Source organism: Aeromonas sp. JL9 (assembly GCF_024436075.1).
GTDB classification, from domain to species: Bacteria; Pseudomonadota; Gammaproteobacteria; order Enterobacterales; family Aeromonadaceae; genus Aeromonas; species Aeromonas veronii.
In genome coordinates, this window is sequence record NZ_JANFNV010000008.1 from 68967 (window position 1) to 83876 (window position 14910).

The window sequence follows — 14910 nt, forward strand, 5'->3', positions numbered from 1 at the left end:
AGCGGGCCAATTTTCAAGGTTCAGGCGGCAAGCCCTGACGAATACGCTGGATCCCCGCTTCATAGAGGCCGTCATCCCCCTCCTGATGCTCCAGGGTTTCGAAGATCTTGAGAAACCACATGTACTGCTCGGGATGGCGCGCCACCTGCATCTCCACCACCCGGTTCATGGCATTGACGTCTGCCAGCAGCTCGGCGGTGGGATAAGGGTCAAACGGCGGCTCAATCTCCAGCAGATAGCGCCCCTCATCCTCGTCATAGCTGGCGAAGATGGGCACCGCTCTGGCACCGGTCAGCTTCACCAGCTTGGGCAACGCAGGCAGGGTTGCCTTGGGGCGGCCAAAGAAGGGAACAAACACACTCGCCTCACGGCCGTGATCCTGATCCGGCAGGTAAAAAAAACTGGCACCGGCGCGGATCGACTTGATCGCCGGCTTGATCCCGGCGCTGCGCTCGTACACTTTGCCCCCTTTGGCCCGCTCGCGGTTGATGTACCAGTCGAACACCTGATCTTTCGGGCTCTTCATCATGGTGCACATCTCGATGCCCATCATGGAGAAGTAGCGGCCAATCATGTCGACCGCCCAGGTATGAGGCACCACCAGGATCACCGGGCGGCCCGCAGCCTGCTCCGCTTGCACATGTTCCCAGCCGGTGACCTTGATGCGGCGGGTCAGCCGCGCCTTGCTGCGCCAGCTGAGCTCGCCAAAGCCCATAAAGGTCTTGAGCCCGACCCGGATCGATTTAAGCAGCAGCGCCTGACGCGCGGCGGCATCCAGCTCGGGAAAGCAGATCTTGAGGTTGGTATCGGCGATATAGGCCTGCTTTTTCGAAAAACGCAGCAGGGTCGGTGAGACCAGATCGGCAAAGCGATCCCTCAATCTCGCGGGGATAAATGCCAGCAGGGAGAGCAGGCCCAGCGCACACCAGCTGCCCCACCATTTGGGATGCAGCAGGCGGCTATGAAATGAGGTATCAAATACCGGATCTAACGCAGACATGGCGGCCATCAAGTCATCAAAAACAAACGGTTATTGTAGTTATCCTGACATTTTTTTCTACCCTGGGGAGGCTGGCCATCGACCTGCAAGGCACTGATCAGACTAGTTATCATAAAAAATGGCCCACCTGGGGCCATTTCAATCAATCCAAATTCTGGGTCAGCCGTGGGGCGACAATCCCTTGCGGATCCGCTGGATCCCCGCCTCGTAAAGGCCATCCAGCCCCTCCTGATCCTCACGGGTATCGAAGATCTTGAGGAACCACATGTACTGGCCCGGATGGCGCATCAGCTGCTGTTGCACCATGTCGTTCATGCGACAGGTATCGGCCATCACATCCTCGGTGGGATAGTTGTCGAACGGTGCCTCAATCTCCAGCCGGTAGCAGTGGTTCGCTTCGTCATAGCAGGCGAGCAGCGGCACCGCCTTGGCACCGCTGACCTGCACCAGACGGGGCAAGGCAGGCAGGGTCGCTTTGGGATAGCCAAAGAAGGGGGCGAAGATGCTCTTCTCGCGGCCATGATCCTGATCCGGCAGATAGAAGAAGCTGCGACCGCTCTTGATGGTCCTGATCACCGCCTTGATCCCGGCGCTGCGCTCGTAAACACGGCAACCGTTCTTGGCTCGTGCACGGTTGAGGTGCCAGTCAAATACCGGATTGCGCGCCCGTTTCATCATGGTGCACATCGGCACCCCGCGCTGGGTGAAGCAGTAACCGGCGGCATCCACCGGCCAGGTATGGGGCACCACCAGGATCACCGGACGGCCGGCCGCCCGCTCCGCCTCGATATGCTCCCAACCGATCACCTGCATCCGGCTCATCAGATAACGTTGACTGCGCATGGTGAACTCGCCAAATCCCAACAGACTCTTGAGGCCGACCCGGATCGAGGTCAGTGCAATGGCATCCCGCTCTTCCGGGTTCTTATCCGGGAAGCAGATCTCCAGATTGGTTCTGGCGATATAAATCTGTTTTTTCGAGATACGAAACACCAGCGGTGCCAAGGCTTCGGCCAAACGGTCGCGCAATCGCACCGGCACAAAGGCGAGCAGCATCAGCACGCCGAGCGCCAGCCAGCTGAACCAGTAGCGGGGATGCAGAAAACGGGCTTCAAAAGAGGAGTCAAATACGGGATCTTGGGACGACATGTATTGGGGTCGAGCGAAAAAGTGGTGCTGCATTGTAGTCGTCCTGACAGGTAATACCAGTTAAATCCATGGCAAATAGCCCACCAAGGGCGCCACATCAAAAAACCATAAAAAAATGCCCCGCACTGCGGGGCATTTTGCTCGTTACACAACCAGAGTGGAGGCTCTTTGTCCATCCATCGTATGACTGGTCGTTTATCCCGTCGCTCTCGGAGCGCACTGCTTATCCATTTCCCGATGTCACATCTTCTTCAAGATTTAACGGTGAGCACCCTGACGGGCCATGCCGTTATTCATTTCAGTATTACGCTGCGGCAGAAAAAACATCAGGTAACGCAGTGCCACATACCCGACGATCACGGTAGCCACCCCCAGCTCGAAGTGGGCCAGCAGTCTGATCTGCTCGACGTAGTGACTCCCTTGCGCAAACCCTTCAACCAGATGAGCCACTTTGAACAGGGCGGTGGCACCGATCACCAGCGGGAAGGTGAAGGCGGCATAACCCGGCGAAAAGGGCAGACGCAGCAGTTTGATGAAGGCCAGATAGATGATGCCTGTCATCAGGATGGCGATCCCCAACAGCACGGCCACCAGCAGCAGTGACGGCTCCTGGCTGACGGTCAGGTAACCGGCCAGAGAGAGGCTGGCAGGAGCCGCCAGAATGGCGATGGTCGGTTTGGCGGCATCCGGCACTTCATGGCTGAAGATCAGGCGATAGAGCATCAGCGGCAGCATCAGGCCATAGCAGATGATCCCGAACCAGAGCAGACCGTTGGCCAGCGGGGCAAATTGACCACCCGGGAAGGCGACGTCAGCCACTATGATCCCCACCGGTGGCACGAACCAGCTCGGCACCATGTGGTGAATTTCAAACTCTTTGGCGCGATGCCAGATAAAGGTGGCCAGGAACAGCAGGTGAACCGCCACGGCAAACAGCCAGAGGGCCTCGCCCGCTTGCGGCGCAATCATACCGAGCGCTTTGGAGACCACCATGGTGCCCATGGCATAGGTCGGTACCACACTGCCCACCACGGGGTGAGCGAGATCCTGCAACAGCAGGCGGGGGTGAAGCAGAAACTTGAAGGTCAGGATCAGCAGCAGCACGGCCGCGATGGCTGCGCCCAGCAGTTGCATCCGGCCATCGAAGTGACCGGCATTTTCCCAACACCAACCAAGGCTGGCGATGCCCAGCGCCAGACCCGCCATGGGGGTTGGGGCGGCAGCCAGTGATTTACGGGTTCTTGCGATCATGATGACACCTTTCTATTGATGACTATGGCGATAGGATAATGGTCTCTTATCGTTTACGATATCTAAATGAATTAAATCAATCATTCAGGAAAACCAAACACGATGAAACTGACCCTGCAGCAGCTGAAAGTGTTCGCCACCATTGCCCGTTATGGAAACCTTGGCCTTGCCGCCAACGAGCTCTGTCTGAGCAAGGGGGCCGTCTCCCAGTCGCTGCAGGAGCTGGAGCGCCAGCTCTCTACCCCGCTGTTTGACCGCATTCACCCCAGATTGCAGCTCAACAACGAGGGGCGCCTGCTGCAACCGGCCGCCGAAGAGCTGCTGACCCGGATGCAGGATATCGAGAACCTGTTCAGCCCCGATGCCGAGCCGAGCGGCCAGCTTCGCCTTGGTGCCAGCCAGACCATCGGCAACTACCTGCTCCCCACCCTGCTCGCCAGCAGCAAACAGGAGCTGGGACTCCCCCCCAAGGTGACCATCAACAACACTCACCTGCTCTGCCATGCGCTGGCCAACTTCGAGCTGGATATGGCACTGATCGAGGGGGAGAACCACCACCCTGACCTGCTCGCCGAACCCTGGCTGCAGGACGAGATGCTGGTGGTGGCCCCACCCGGTCACCCGCTTGCCAACAAGAAGGAGCTCTCCCTCTCCCGACTGGGGGGCGAGACCTGGGTATTGCGTGAAGCTCAATCGGGCAGCCGCGAGCAATTTATCCAGCAGATCCAGCCCGAGCTGCCCCGCTGGCAACCAGGGCTTGAACTCAACACCCTGGAGGCAGTGATGCTGGCGGTGGAGAAGGGGCTTGGCATCTCCTTTATCTCCCGGCTGGCAGCCTCGGATCGCCTGGCAGATGGGCGGCTGATCGCCCTGCCCCTCTCCCGTCGCTTCCCGCGCCAGCTCTCCCTTATCTGGCACAAGCAGAAGTACCACTCCACCTCCCTGCGCCACTTTATCCACTTCTGCCGGGCTCAGGTGAAGAATGCCGAGGTGAGCCGCGCAGAGTAACGCCCGCTCGGAGCGCCGCTGGCAGGCCCGCCAATAACGGAAAAGCAGAGAGGGAGCCACGGCTCCCTCTCTTTGATTCGCTTCTGAGTATCACTTCGCCAGACTGCGCAACCAGCTGATCTCCTCGCCCCAGATGGACTCGTCTATGGTCTCGAGGATCAGCGGAATGCGATCGAAGCGATCATCATTCATGATGTGGTGGAATACCGCCTCTCCCAGATTGCCCTCCCGCAAGCTGTGGTGGCGATCGACCCGGCTACCGAAGGTGCACTTGGCGCCGTTGATATGCATCCCCTTGAGATAGTGAAAACCCACCGTGCGGTCGAACTCGGCAAAGACGGCAGCGCAGCTCTCGGCAGTGCGCAGATCGTAGCCAGCGGCAAAGGCGTGGCAGGTATCGAAACAGATCCCGACCCGGCTCTTGTCCTCCACCCCTTCGATGATGGTGGCAAGGTGCTCGAACGACCAGCCGAGGTTGGTCCCCTGCCCGGCGGTATTTTCGATTACCGCCGTCACCCCTTCACTGCGCTCCAACGCCCAGTTGATGGACTCGCTCACCAGCTTGAGGCTGGCCGCCTCGGGAATTTGCTTGAGATGACTGCCGGGATGGAAGTTCAAATAACAGAGCCCCAGCTGCTCGCAGCGCTTCATCTCGTCGAGAAACGCATCGCGGGATTTGGCCAGACCATCGGGATCCGGGTGGCCCAGATTGATGAGGTAACTGTCGTGGGGCAGGATCTGCTCCGGCAGAAAACCGGCCTTGTCACAGGCCGCCTTGAAGGCACGAATGGTGGCATCCGACAAGGGGGCCGCCTGCCACTGACGTTGATTCTTGGTAAAGAGGGCAAACGCGTTGGCCCCGATGGCCTGGGCACGGGCGATGGTATTCTCCACCCCGCCGGCCGCACTGACGTGGGCTCCGATATATTTCATACAATCTCCTCGATACGGCAAGCCGCCATTATGCCGCTCCCGCCCGGCCACGCCAAACCGGGATATCCGATAGCGGGTATCGACAAATAGCGCCGCCTTGGCAAAGCGGCTGCGTTTCATGGCGTAATCGGCCTGCACTGAAGCAACCGCTCCGCAGAAGGGATAGTTAGAGCCCGTCCACCCCAGCATGGCGCCCATAAAAAAACGCAGCGTATCGCCTGAGCAATAACGCTGCGTCTTTGGGTCTCTCGGCCGTCCCCCTTGCCGTGACCCGAATGGCCAGCGACAAGGGAGCAAGAATGCGCGGGGAGAGTCGCCTTAGAAGGGCATTTTAAAACCTGGCGGCAGTTGCATGCCACCGGTCAGTTCGCCCATCTTGGCCTTGTTCTGCTCTTCCACACGGCGCACGGCATCGTTACAAGCGGCGGCAACCAGATCTTCCAGCAGCTCCTTGTCATCTTCCATCAGGGAGGGGTCGATCTCGATGCGACGGACGCTGTGGCTACCGGTCATGGTAACCTTGACCATGCCAGCACCGGCTTCACCAGTCACTTCCATCTGAGCCAGCTGCTCTTGCGCCTTTTGCATACGCTCTTGCATCTGTTGGGCCTGTTTCATCAGGTTCCCCATTCCACCTTTACCAAACATATGTCGTCTCTCGTCTTGAAATCCGGCATCCAGCGCCGGGCTGTGGGCTTGTCTGTCCTAAATGGGGACAGCCAAACTGCTTTTCAACCGGAAGCAAGCTCCCGGCCACGGAATTTAGCGGTTGAGGGGCTCGATGCTCTCGTGATGAAGCACGGCACCAAACCGCTGAACTAAAAACTGCACGTTGGGATCCTGCTCCAGATCCCGGGTCACCTGCTCGCGCACCCCGAGATAGAGGCGGTGTTCGATCTCGAGGGGGGTCTCCTGGTCAGGCACCACACCGAGCGTCACCTCGACCTGCACCGGTTGCCCCAGCGCCGGCCCGATGATCTCGGCCAGATCGGCGCGCGCCTTGTCGCTCACCAGATGGCGCTGTTCGGGCTTGAGGGTTAGCAGTACCTTGTCCCCTTCTCGCGTCATCACCGAGTTGATGGCCAGTTGGCGCAGCCGCCCTCCCACCTGAGTGTGAGCGATCAACTCGGCCCAAGGGTCACCGCAACCATTGAGTAGCGAGGAGGGGATAAGGCGAGTCGCCTCCCCCTCTTGCGGCTCGCTATCGCTCTCGAGCTCATCCCAGTCGATGGTCTCCATCACCGGCTGAGGGGGCTCGCTCTGTGTCACAGGTGCAGTAGCCACCGCCGTGGTAACAACGGGCGGCTGGGCCGCTGGGGTGGGCGTCACCGCTGGCGCCGCAGCACTGCGCTCGCCGGGTCGATAACTCGGCTGCCCGTCGAGATCCCAGGGGGGCAGATCGGTTGGCTGGGCCGGTGCCGTGACGGGAGCGTGGCTCATCACCTGTGTCTGCTCGGCAAACCCCTGATTGAGGTACTCTTCGTATTCCCCGTTGTCACCCTGCGGCTCGTAACCGTCGCCATAGAGATCCACTGGCGGCAGATCATCACAGTGACCCATCGTCGCCATCCCCTGCCCGACCGATTGGCTGACCGGAGCAGGTTGTTGGGTGACGGCCGGTGCAGCAGCGGGCGCGACAGGACGAGCTGGCGCAACCGGCACTGCGCGCGGTGCGGGCACCGCCGGGGCATCCTGACCACGCTGGCGGCTGCGCAGCATGTTTCGCTTGCCAAGCAGACTCTGCATGCTCGATACCGCTGATACCGGTTCAGCAGCGGCAACAGGCGTTGCTGTCGCTGCGAGCGCGGGCTCGAAGGGGGCGGTCAGCGGCTCGCCACGGGAATGGTCCGCGTAGGCTGCGGCAGAAGCTTGTTCATCAGCATCTGCGGGCTGTGCAGCTGAGTGCGCAGACACATCGGGCTGCGCATGGGTCAACGCGGGCTCGGGTTGATACCCCATGCCCGCAGCCTCGCGCAGCAACTCATCCTGCTGGCTGAACAGCTCGGCGGCTTGCGCCTCCTCCTCGCTATCGGCGGGGTTGCCGATGTCATCCGTCATCGCAGGCAGGGAGACATCAACAGCGGGCACTGCACTGGTAGCAACAGGCGTGCTGGCAACAGGGCTGGCTAGAGGTGTGGGCACGGCGCCGCTGATCGGTGCCACTGCGGCCGATTCAGCGGCCGGGCGCTTTCCCGGCAAGGAGGCTACCGGAGTGGCGCTGCTCGCCGCACTGCTCGTCATTGACGGGGGCAGCGCAGTGAGGCTGGCCGGATGCAAGGCATCGCGCCTTGGCGAGAAGGCGAGCATCCGCAGGCAGGTCATCTCCAGCGCGGTGCGGCCATCGGGGGCCCAGGGCAGATCTTTACGGCCACCTAGCACAATCTGGTAGCAGAGCTGTACCTCTTCCGGGCTCATCGCCTTGGCCAGTTGCAGCAGGGAATCGGCATCCGCCCCCTGCTCCTGCACGCTGGCAGGCAGCAGCTGGGCCATGGCGATGCGATGGAGCAAGCCTTCCAGCTCGGCGTGGAGCTGATCAAAATCGGGGCCCAGGGTGGCGATCTCGGTGATCTTGGCCATGGCCGCGGGGGCATCTTGCCGCAAAATGGCTTCCAGCAGCTGGTGCAGATGGCGGTGATCGAGCGTGCCCAGCATCGCCAGCACGCTGTCGAGGCGCACGCTACCATTGCCGTGGGCCAACGCCTGATCGGTCAAGCTCAGGGCATCGCGCATACTGCCGTCGGCGGCTTTGGCCAAAGCCAGCAGGGCGCGGGGCTCGAAGGGTTGACCTTCCTGATCCAGCACCCATTCGAGCTGCTTGGCGATCTGGGTCTGATCCAGACTCTTCAGATGAAACTGCAGGCAGCGCGAGAGAATTGTAATGGGCAGCTTCTGCGGATCCGTGGTGGCCAGCAGAAACTTCACATAGGGGGGCGGCTCTTCCAGGGTTTTCAGCAGCGCGTTGAAGCTGTGACGCGACAACATGTGCACTTCATCGATGAGGTAGACCTTGAAGCGGCCGCGGGCCGGACGGTACTGCACGTTGTCGAGCAGCTCGCGGGTATCTTCCACCTTGGTGCGGGACGCCGCGTCAATCTCCAGCAAGTCGACAAAGTTGCCCTGATCTATCTCGCGGCAGGTGTCGCAGACACCGCACGGGTGGCTGCTGATCCCCTGCTCGCAGTTGAGGCTCTTGGCCAGAATACGGGCGATGGTGGTCTTGCCCACCCCGCGGGTACCGCTCAGCAGATAGGCGTGATGCAGCCGTCCCTGATCCAGGGCGTTGGTCAAGGCGGTCAGCACATGTTGCTGGCCTACCACTTGTTCAAACGTATGGGGGCGCCATTTACGCGCCAGAACCTGATAGCTCATAAATCCATCATGCAGAGAAGACAGGGCATTGAGGCCGGATGCTAACACAAATGGCGGGCTGGCTGTATCGGCTATCGGTGAGAGCGGGAGGGATCGCTTGATTTTCAAACCGATGCCCGCAAGGGCACCGGTTCAATGCAGGCCCGATGCAGAGGATCGGGCCGAAGAGGCATTACTCGCCGGCCAGCTCGACCAGTGAGACCACCTTGATGCCAGCGGCAGTCAGACGGGCATCGCCGCCCAGAGACGGCAGGGAGATGATGAAGGCCGCATCGGCCACTTCACCACCGGCACGGCGGATCAGCTTGACGGTCGCATCGACGGTACCACCGGTCGCCAGCAGATCGTCCACGACCAGCACCTTGTCACCGGGCACGATGGCATCGGTGTGCAGTTGCAGGGTGTCGGTACCGTACTCGAGGGCATAGGACTCCTCGATCACTTCGCGCGGCAGCTTGCCCGGCTTGCGGACCGGCACGAAGCCCAGCCCCATGGCATAGGCAACCGGCGCGCCAAAGATGAAGCCGCGAGCTTCGGTGCCAACAATCTTGGTGATCCCTTGATCACGATAATGATTGGCCAGCAGATCGATGGTGGCCTTGAAGGCCTCGGCGTTCTCGATCAGGCTGGTGATGTCACGAAACAGAATGCCCGGCTTCGGATAGTCGGGAATGGTCTTGATGCTTGCTTCGATAAATTTCAGGGTTTCCGGATTCATGTGTTGACCGCTTATTTTTTTGACCCAGGGGTGGCCATTTTTTCTCAATTCCCTTCTGCGGGAAATAAAAAAGCCTGTCACGCAAAAATGACAGGCCGACTCCATAGCATTATTGCTGCAATAGCTTAGGGACTTCACTTCACCATTGCAACTGGCTCCAGCACCGGCAGGCGCATTAACCAGGTGAGCAGGATCACCATTATGACAACCAGCAACCCCTTTACCCACAGCAGTGGCACCACCGCCAACGACACCGAAAAGGTGAGCAAAATGAAGATTATGGCGCGCCGTCTGGCCTGACGACGAATACCGCGATATTGCTGCCAATCGACGATGGGCGGGCCAAACCAGGGATGGGCCAGCAGCCAGCGATGAAAACGGGGCGACGAGCGGGCAAACAGGGCGGCAGCCAGCAACATGAAGGGGGTAGTCGGCAAGAGCGGCAGCACAATGCCCACAATACCGGTGGCAAATGCCAGCCACCCGAGCGCCATCAGACACCAACGCTTCATTCCTTCTCCTTGCGTGATTTATCTCCCTCTAGCCTAACAGAGTTTGAGCGGGTGCTGACAGCGGGCCGCAACCCCACTACAATCTGCGCTCTTTTTTCTCCCCACTCTCGTCGGAAAGCCGTTATGCGCGTTATTTTGGCCCCCATGCAGGGGGTACTGGATCACCTGATGCGGGAGGTTCTCACCTCCGTCAATGATTACGATCTCTGCGTGAGCGAGTTTATCCGGGTCGTCGATCAATTGCTGCCCGCCAAGGTGTTCTACCGCCTCTGTCCTGAACTGCTGCAAGATGGCAAAACCCGCGCAGGCACCCCGGTGCGGGTGCAACTGCTGGGGCAACACCCCGAGTGGCTGGCCGAGAACGCCGTGCGCGCCATCGAGCTGGGCTCCCCCGGGGTCGATCTCAACTTCGGCTGTCCCGCCCCTACGGTCAACAAGAGCAAGGGCGGTGCGGTGCTGCTCAAGGAGCCCGAGACCATCTACCGCATCGTCAAGGCGGTGCGCGAGGCGGTGCCCGCCCATCTGCCGGTGAGCGCCAAAATTCGCCTCGGTTACGATGACAAGGATCTCTATCTGGAGAACGCCCAGGCAGTCTTCCAGGGGGGCGCCAACGAGCTGGCCGTTCATGCCCGCACCAAGCGTGAAGGGTACAAGGCCCCCGCCCACTGGGAGTATGTGGACGCCATTCGCCGCGCCCTGCCCATCCCCGTCACCGCCAACGGCGAAATTTGGGATCACAAAGATGCCCTCGCCTGCGCCAAGGTCTCGGGTTGCGATGCCCTGATGGTCGGGCGCGGCGCCATCTCCCTGCCCAATCTGGCCAATGTGATGAAAACCGGCTGCCCGCACATGAGCTGGGCCGAGGTACTGCAGTTGATGGTGAGCTATACCGAGCAGGATCTGGCCAGCGAAAAAGCCGACTACTACCCCAGCCGCATCAAACAGTGGTTCAGCTATCTCAAGCGGGAATATCCCGAAGCGGACCTGCTGTTTCAGGAGATCCGGGTGCTCAAAGAGACGGCTCCCATCCGCGATGCCCTGCTGCAAGCAGCCAAAAGCCACGGCTAACCACGTTTAACTTGACGCATATCATCTTGATAGAGTTATCGGATCCCTATACTGCCCCGAATCTGTCGTCTGTCCTGTGGGGGATAATGTGTGTGAAATGACGCAAGCACAGTTGACTGTCTGGCGTAATCGCCTGCTGTCAGACTGGGCCCAAGTACGAGAAACGTTGATCGGTCAGCTTAAAGCCTGCCGCCGTGACGAGTGGGCCGAGCAGGTCGGTCACTGCGAGCAGGATCAACTGGTGGAACTGACCAGCCGGCTGGATCTCCCGAAGGTTGAGCAGAGCGTGGCCCTCCTCAAGCGGATCGATGCGGCACTCTGCCAGATGGATCTCGGCCTCTATGGCCTCTGCTCCGATTGTGAAGAGCCGCTTTCCATCGAACAGCTGGAACAGGATCCGACTCTGCAACGCTGCCCGCGCTGCGAAGCCCGCTATCGCAAGGGATTCCACGCCCACGAACTGTGAGGGATGCACATCTGTGCATCCGCTCAACCCTCAGCACTGGTTACTCCGTCGTTCCTGTCCAATACTCAACCGTATCAGCCTGTTCGAGGGTATGCGTTGTGTACAGACTCTTGTTGTTATGGTGTTTGTGTTGCCAGGCTACGGCACAGGAGTCATTGGTCGTGGGCTGGGTCGACTGGCAGCCCTTCAGTTATCGCAATGAACAGCAACAGCTCCGCGGACTGGATGTGGAGCTGCTCAACGCCATCTTCCTGCGGGCCGGTTATCAGGCCAAATTCAGTGAAATGCCCTGGGCTCGCGTGTTGCACGAGCTGAAATTCGGCACGGTTCAACTGGCCATGTCAGCCAATATTACCGCCGAGCGGCAGCAATATGCCCGCTTCAGCCACCCCTATCGGGAAGAGGAGACGGCCATCGTCATCCGTCGGCAAGATGCCGATCGCTGGCGCGGGATCACTACCCTGGAGCAGTTGATCAACACCCCTGACTTCCATATCGGGGTGCTCAAGGGCTTTGATTACGGCAATACCTTCCGCCAGTTGATGGCAAGGCCCGAGCTGCAGCCCCGTTTGCAGATGCGCCTTCGGCTGGATCAGTTGCTGAAGATGTTGCAAGGGGGACGGATCCAGGGATTTATTCTGGATCCCCACGGACTGCAGGAGTGGCAGGGTAAGGATGGCGTGCAAGACAAGCTGTATATTCTGCTGCATATCGAACTGACACCGGTTCACCTGATGCTGAGCAAAGAGAGCACTACTGAGGCGCAACTGCAGCGGATCAATCAGGCTATCGATCAATTGAAACAGAGTCCCGACTATCAGCAGATCCTCGATCGCTATCAGTTCAGATCCCTGCATTCACAGGAAAACACTCATAAGTAAGGGGAGCATCAGCTCCCCTTACTGTCTCAAGCAAACCCAATCCTGTCTCAAACAACCCTGGTTGCAACTTACCAGGACGTTTTGGTCACCGATAACGTGATGGTTAAACTTGGCTATCAGCGTCCCAGCACAATGTCGGCAAGGTGGGCGAAGTGGTGGATTTCGTGTGTGGCATCGCACTCGCCCGCTTGCCGCGCCGGGTTGTACCAGCAGGTTGCCAGCCCCTGCGCCGCCGCCCCGACAATATCGGTTTTCGGATTATCCCCCACCATCAGCACCCGCGCAGGATCCGGCTGCCCCATCAGGGAGAGGGTGTGCTGGAAAATAGCTGGCGCCGGTTTGGTCACCCGGATCTCGTCGGAGATCACCAGCGGCTCGAACCACTCGCTCCAGCCCAGTTTGCCGAGCCGCCCCCGCTGAGGCACGCTGAAACCATTGGTGATGATCCCCATCCGCACCTTGCTGCGCAGCTGCTGCAGGGTCTCGACCACCCCTTCGAGAGGCATGCTAAGGGCAATGATTTGCTCCAGAAAGGTGTTGTTCATCGCCATGGGATCGGCGGCAACCTGCTGGGCAAAGAGGGAGAAGCGGGTCTGCTGCAACGCCGTTGCATCGATCTCGCCGTCGTTGTACTGCTGCCAGAGCCCGTGGTTGAGGGCGTGATATTGCGCCATGCTGGCGTCATCAGCCTGTACACCATAGATCTGCAGGGTGTGCGTCAGCGCAGAGGCGACCGGGAAATCGAGCAGGGTTTCATCCAAATCGAACAGCACCCAGTCATAGCTTGGTTGTTTCACATAACTCCTTGTTATCATTCAGATTGTTCAGAGGCTTGGCGACCAACTCTGCCAAGCGGGCTGGCCAGCAGATCCAGCGTGAGGCGCACGCCAAAGCCGGTCACTTCGCTGGAGACCACCCCATTGCCCCCCTTGTTGCGAAAACCGCTAAGGTCGAAGTGCAGCCAGGGGGTCTGCTCGGGCACGAAGTGGGCGAGGAAACGGGCCGCATCGATGTGATCCGGCGAACTGCCCGGTGCACACTGCAACAAATCGGCCCACTCGCTCTCGATGTTGTCGTCGTAATCGTCATCAAGCGGGAAGGGCCAGATCCGCTCGCCGCTGCGCTGACCCAGATTGACCAGCGATGTCATCCATTCGCTGCGATTGGTAAAGACGCCGCTGTAGCGGCTACCCAGCGCCCGTTTGCAGGCCCCGGTCAGGGTCGCGTAATCGAGCAGCAGATCCGGGGTATCCTGCACCGCCATTGCCAGGGTGTCGGCCAATACCATTCGCCCTTCGGCATCGGTATCGACCACCTCGATGGAGGTGCCATTGATGGCAGTCACCACCTCGCCAGGACGATAGGCATGAGGGCCGATATGGTTCTCGGCAATGGCCAGCCAGCAGTGCACCTCGTAAGGCAACTGGGCTCGGCTGATGGCGTAGAGGGTGCCGAGCGCCACCGCGCTGCCCCCCATGTCCAGATGCATGCCATACATGCTGCCGGAGACCTTGAGGTTGTAACCGCCAGAGTCGTGGCAGATCCCCTTGCCCACCAACGCAATGCGACGCACCGGTTTGGGTGGATAGTAGCTGAGCTTGACCATGGCCCCCTGATTGTCTTCCGAACCACGCGCAACAGCCAGAAACGCCCCCGCCCCCAGCTCGGCCAGCTGCGCCTGATCATAGTGATGGCACTGCCACCCCTCATCTTGCGCCAGCTTGCTGACAAACTCGCGATAGCTGGCGGCCGTCAGCTCGGAGGCTGGCAACACCGCCAGATGGCGAGCCAGCCCGTTGCCCCCCGCTTCGCTGTAAAGGCGCGCCAAGTCCAGCACCACTGCAGGTGAAACCTTGATCTGCTGATAGCTCCAGCTGCTTTCACTGCGGCGCTTGCTGGTGGGCAACGAAATATTGGCGGCAAGCAGGGCCGACAACATCACTTCGGCCAGCATCACTCGCTCGGAGGGGGAAAAACCTTCCAGATGCAGCCCGAGCCGCTCCACATTAAGCCCAGAAAGAGGAGCAATCCAGCCTCTGATCTGTTTATAGAGGCGGTGATCCCGCGTCACACTGCCGGCCACAAACATCACCTGCAACAAGATATTGCCATGCATCAGGGTAAAGGGCGCTTTTTTCCCCAGCGCAAGCTGGGTCTGGAGACCCGCAAGGGCGGGCAGCGAAAGCAAGGACTCCTTCTGCTCTTCGGCGATCAGCAGCAGTTGCAACGGCAGCCCTTGGGCAAGGGCTTCGGCCAGCGTGGCATCCCGGCTTTCAATAGCAGGAGGAAGATAGGTGAAGGGAGTGATCACAGGCGCGTGCCTCATCCATGAAGAGATACCTGATGATACCCAACAAATGGTTGATACGACCAGTTTTGGTCTTGAAAAAGCGTCAGAAATAGCAGCAATCACCAGATGGTGACGAGCATCAAGAAGGATTGTTCAATGATTGGCAATGCAGGAAGGGAACGTACAGAAAGTTGGTTGCGGGGGCCGGATTTGAACCGACGACCTTCGGGTTATGAGCCCGACGAGCTACCGAGCTGCTCCACCC

At 59.8% G+C, this 14910-nt stretch carries 14 protein-coding genes; 4 read left to right on the forward strand and 10 right to left on the reverse strand.

Annotation, left to right across the window (positions count from 1 at the left end):
* Positions 1 to 13: 13 nt before the first annotated feature.
* The 3 genes from NOM06_RS08505 to NOM06_RS08515 form a co-directional block, all read right to left on the reverse strand.
* Positions 14 to 1009 (reverse strand): lauroyl-Kdo(2)-lipid IV(A) myristoyltransferase, encoded by a 996-nt coding sequence (locus tag NOM06_RS08505; RefSeq protein ID WP_255911078.1) that lies wholly within the window; start codon positions 1007 to 1009, stop codon positions 14 to 16.
* 150 nt (positions 1010 to 1159) lie between these two features.
* Positions 1160 to 2149: a lauroyl-Kdo(2)-lipid IV(A) myristoyltransferase gene (gene lpxM / locus NOM06_RS08510; protein ID WP_255911080.1), complete on the reverse strand. Its 990-nt coding sequence runs from the start codon at positions 2147 to 2149 to the stop codon at positions 1160 to 1162.
* Between the two features lie 258 nt (positions 2150 to 2407).
* The gene (locus NOM06_RS08515) at positions 2408 to 3400 is read right to left on the reverse strand and encodes a TDT family transporter (RefSeq protein ID WP_255911082.1); all 993 of its coding nucleotides are present in this window, start codon (positions 3398 to 3400) and stop codon (positions 2408 to 2410) included.
* 102 nt (positions 3401 to 3502) lie between these two features.
* Here NOM06_RS08515 and NOM06_RS08520 point away from each other — a divergent pair, with 102 nt between their 5' ends.
* On the forward strand, positions 3503 to 4408 hold the full coding sequence (locus NOM06_RS08520; protein ID WP_255911085.1) for a LysR substrate-binding domain-containing protein: 906 nt from the start codon (positions 3503 to 3505) through the stop codon (positions 4406 to 4408).
* 90 nt (positions 4409 to 4498) lie between these two features.
* Here the strand turns inward: NOM06_RS08520 and nfo are convergent, their stop codons facing one another.
* The 5 genes from nfo to NOM06_RS08545 form a co-directional block, all read right to left on the reverse strand.
* Entirely contained in the window at positions 4499 to 5341 is an 843-nt protein-coding gene (nfo, locus tag NOM06_RS08525) for a deoxyribonuclease IV (protein ID WP_005333444.1), read from the reverse strand.
* A 318-nt stretch (positions 5342 to 5659) separates the two neighbouring features.
* Positions 5660 to 5989 carry a YbaB/EbfC family nucleoid-associated protein gene (locus NOM06_RS08530; RefSeq protein ID WP_005333445.1) on the reverse strand — a complete coding sequence of 110 codons (330 nt, stop codon included), beginning with the start codon at positions 5987 to 5989 and terminating at the stop codon, positions 5660 to 5662.
* Between the two features lie 114 nt (positions 5990 to 6103).
* Positions 6104 to 8710 carry a DNA polymerase III subunit gamma/tau gene (dnaX, locus tag NOM06_RS08535; protein WP_255911087.1) on the reverse strand — a complete coding sequence of 869 codons (2607 nt, stop codon included), beginning with the start codon at positions 8708 to 8710 and terminating at the stop codon, positions 6104 to 6106.
* Between the two features lie 172 nt (positions 8711 to 8882).
* Positions 8883 to 9428, reverse strand: coding sequence for an adenine phosphoribosyltransferase (apt, locus tag NOM06_RS08540; protein WP_005352403.1), 546 nt, complete (start codon positions 9426 to 9428; stop codon positions 8883 to 8885).
* Between the two features lie 134 nt (positions 9429 to 9562).
* Positions 9563 to 9940, reverse strand: a complete 378-nt coding sequence (locus NOM06_RS08545) for a YbaN family protein (RefSeq protein WP_206899658.1) — start codon at positions 9938 to 9940, stop codon at positions 9563 to 9565.
* Positions 9941 to 10063: 123 nt separating this feature from the next.
* Between NOM06_RS08545 and dusC the strand changes: the two genes are divergently transcribed.
* The 3 genes from dusC (at position 10064) to NOM06_RS08560 (ending at position 12355) form a co-directional block, all read left to right on the forward strand.
* Positions 10064 to 11008, forward strand: coding sequence for a tRNA dihydrouridine(16) synthase DusC (gene dusC, locus NOM06_RS08550; RefSeq protein ID WP_255911089.1), 945 nt, complete (start codon positions 10064 to 10066; stop codon positions 11006 to 11008).
* Positions 11009 to 11105: 97 nt separating this feature from the next.
* Entirely contained in the window at positions 11106 to 11474 is a 369-nt protein-coding gene (locus NOM06_RS08555; protein WP_255911091.1) for a conjugal transfer protein TraR, read from the forward strand.
* Positions 11475 to 11635: 161 nt separating this feature from the next.
* Positions 11636 to 12355, forward strand: a complete 720-nt coding sequence (locus NOM06_RS08560; protein WP_201913608.1) for an ABC transporter substrate-binding protein — start codon at positions 11636 to 11638, stop codon at positions 12353 to 12355.
* A gap of 116 nt (positions 12356 to 12471) precedes the next feature.
* Here NOM06_RS08560 and yjjG read toward each other — a convergent pair whose 3' ends face one another.
* Positions 12472 to 13152 (reverse strand): pyrimidine 5'-nucleotidase, encoded by a 681-nt coding sequence (gene yjjG / locus NOM06_RS08565; RefSeq protein ID WP_255911093.1) that lies wholly within the window; start codon positions 13150 to 13152, stop codon positions 12472 to 12474.
* 14 nt (positions 13153 to 13166) lie between these two features.
* Entirely contained in the window at positions 13167 to 14666 is a 1500-nt protein-coding gene (locus NOM06_RS08570; RefSeq protein ID WP_255911182.1) for a leucyl aminopeptidase family protein, read from the reverse strand.
* Positions 14667 to 14910 lie beyond the last annotated feature (244 nt).

Excerpts from the sequence above, each read along its gene's own strand:
- NOM06_RS08505 (WP_255911078.1), bottom strand. The coding sequence starts at position 1,009 with ATGGCCGCCATGTCTGCGTTAGATCCGGTATTTGATACCTCATTTCAT.
- lpxM (WP_255911080.1), bottom strand. The coding sequence starts at position 2,149 with ATGTCGTCCCAAGATCCCGTATTTGACTCCTCTTTTGAAGCCCGTTTT.
- NOM06_RS08515 (WP_255911082.1), bottom strand. The coding sequence starts at position 3,400 with ATGATCGCAAGAACCCGTAAATCACTGGCTGCCGCCCCAACCCCCATG.
- NOM06_RS08520 (WP_255911085.1), top strand. The coding sequence starts at position 3,503 with ATGAAACTGACCCTGCAGCAGCTGAAAGTGTTCGCCACCATTGCCCGT.
- nfo (WP_005333444.1), bottom strand. The coding sequence starts at position 5,341 with ATGAAATATATCGGAGCCCACGTCAGTGCGGCCGGCGGGGTGGAGAAT.
- NOM06_RS08530 (WP_005333445.1), bottom strand. The coding sequence starts at position 5,989 with ATGTTTGGTAAAGGTGGAATGGGGAACCTGATGAAACAGGCCCAACAG.
- dnaX (WP_255911087.1), bottom strand. The coding sequence starts at position 8,710 with ATGAGCTATCAGGTTCTGGCGCGTAAATGGCGCCCCCATACGTTTGAA.
- apt (WP_005352403.1), bottom strand. The coding sequence starts at position 9,428 with ATGAATCCGGAAACCCTGAAATTTATCGAAGCAAGCATCAAGACCATT.
- NOM06_RS08545 (WP_206899658.1), bottom strand. The coding sequence starts at position 9,940 with ATGAAGCGTTGGTGTCTGATGGCGCTCGGGTGGCTGGCATTTGCCACC.
- dusC (WP_255911089.1), top strand. The coding sequence starts at position 10,064 with ATGCGCGTTATTTTGGCCCCCATGCAGGGGGTACTGGATCACCTGATG.
- NOM06_RS08555 (WP_255911091.1), top strand. The coding sequence starts at position 11,106 with ATGACGCAAGCACAGTTGACTGTCTGGCGTAATCGCCTGCTGTCAGAC.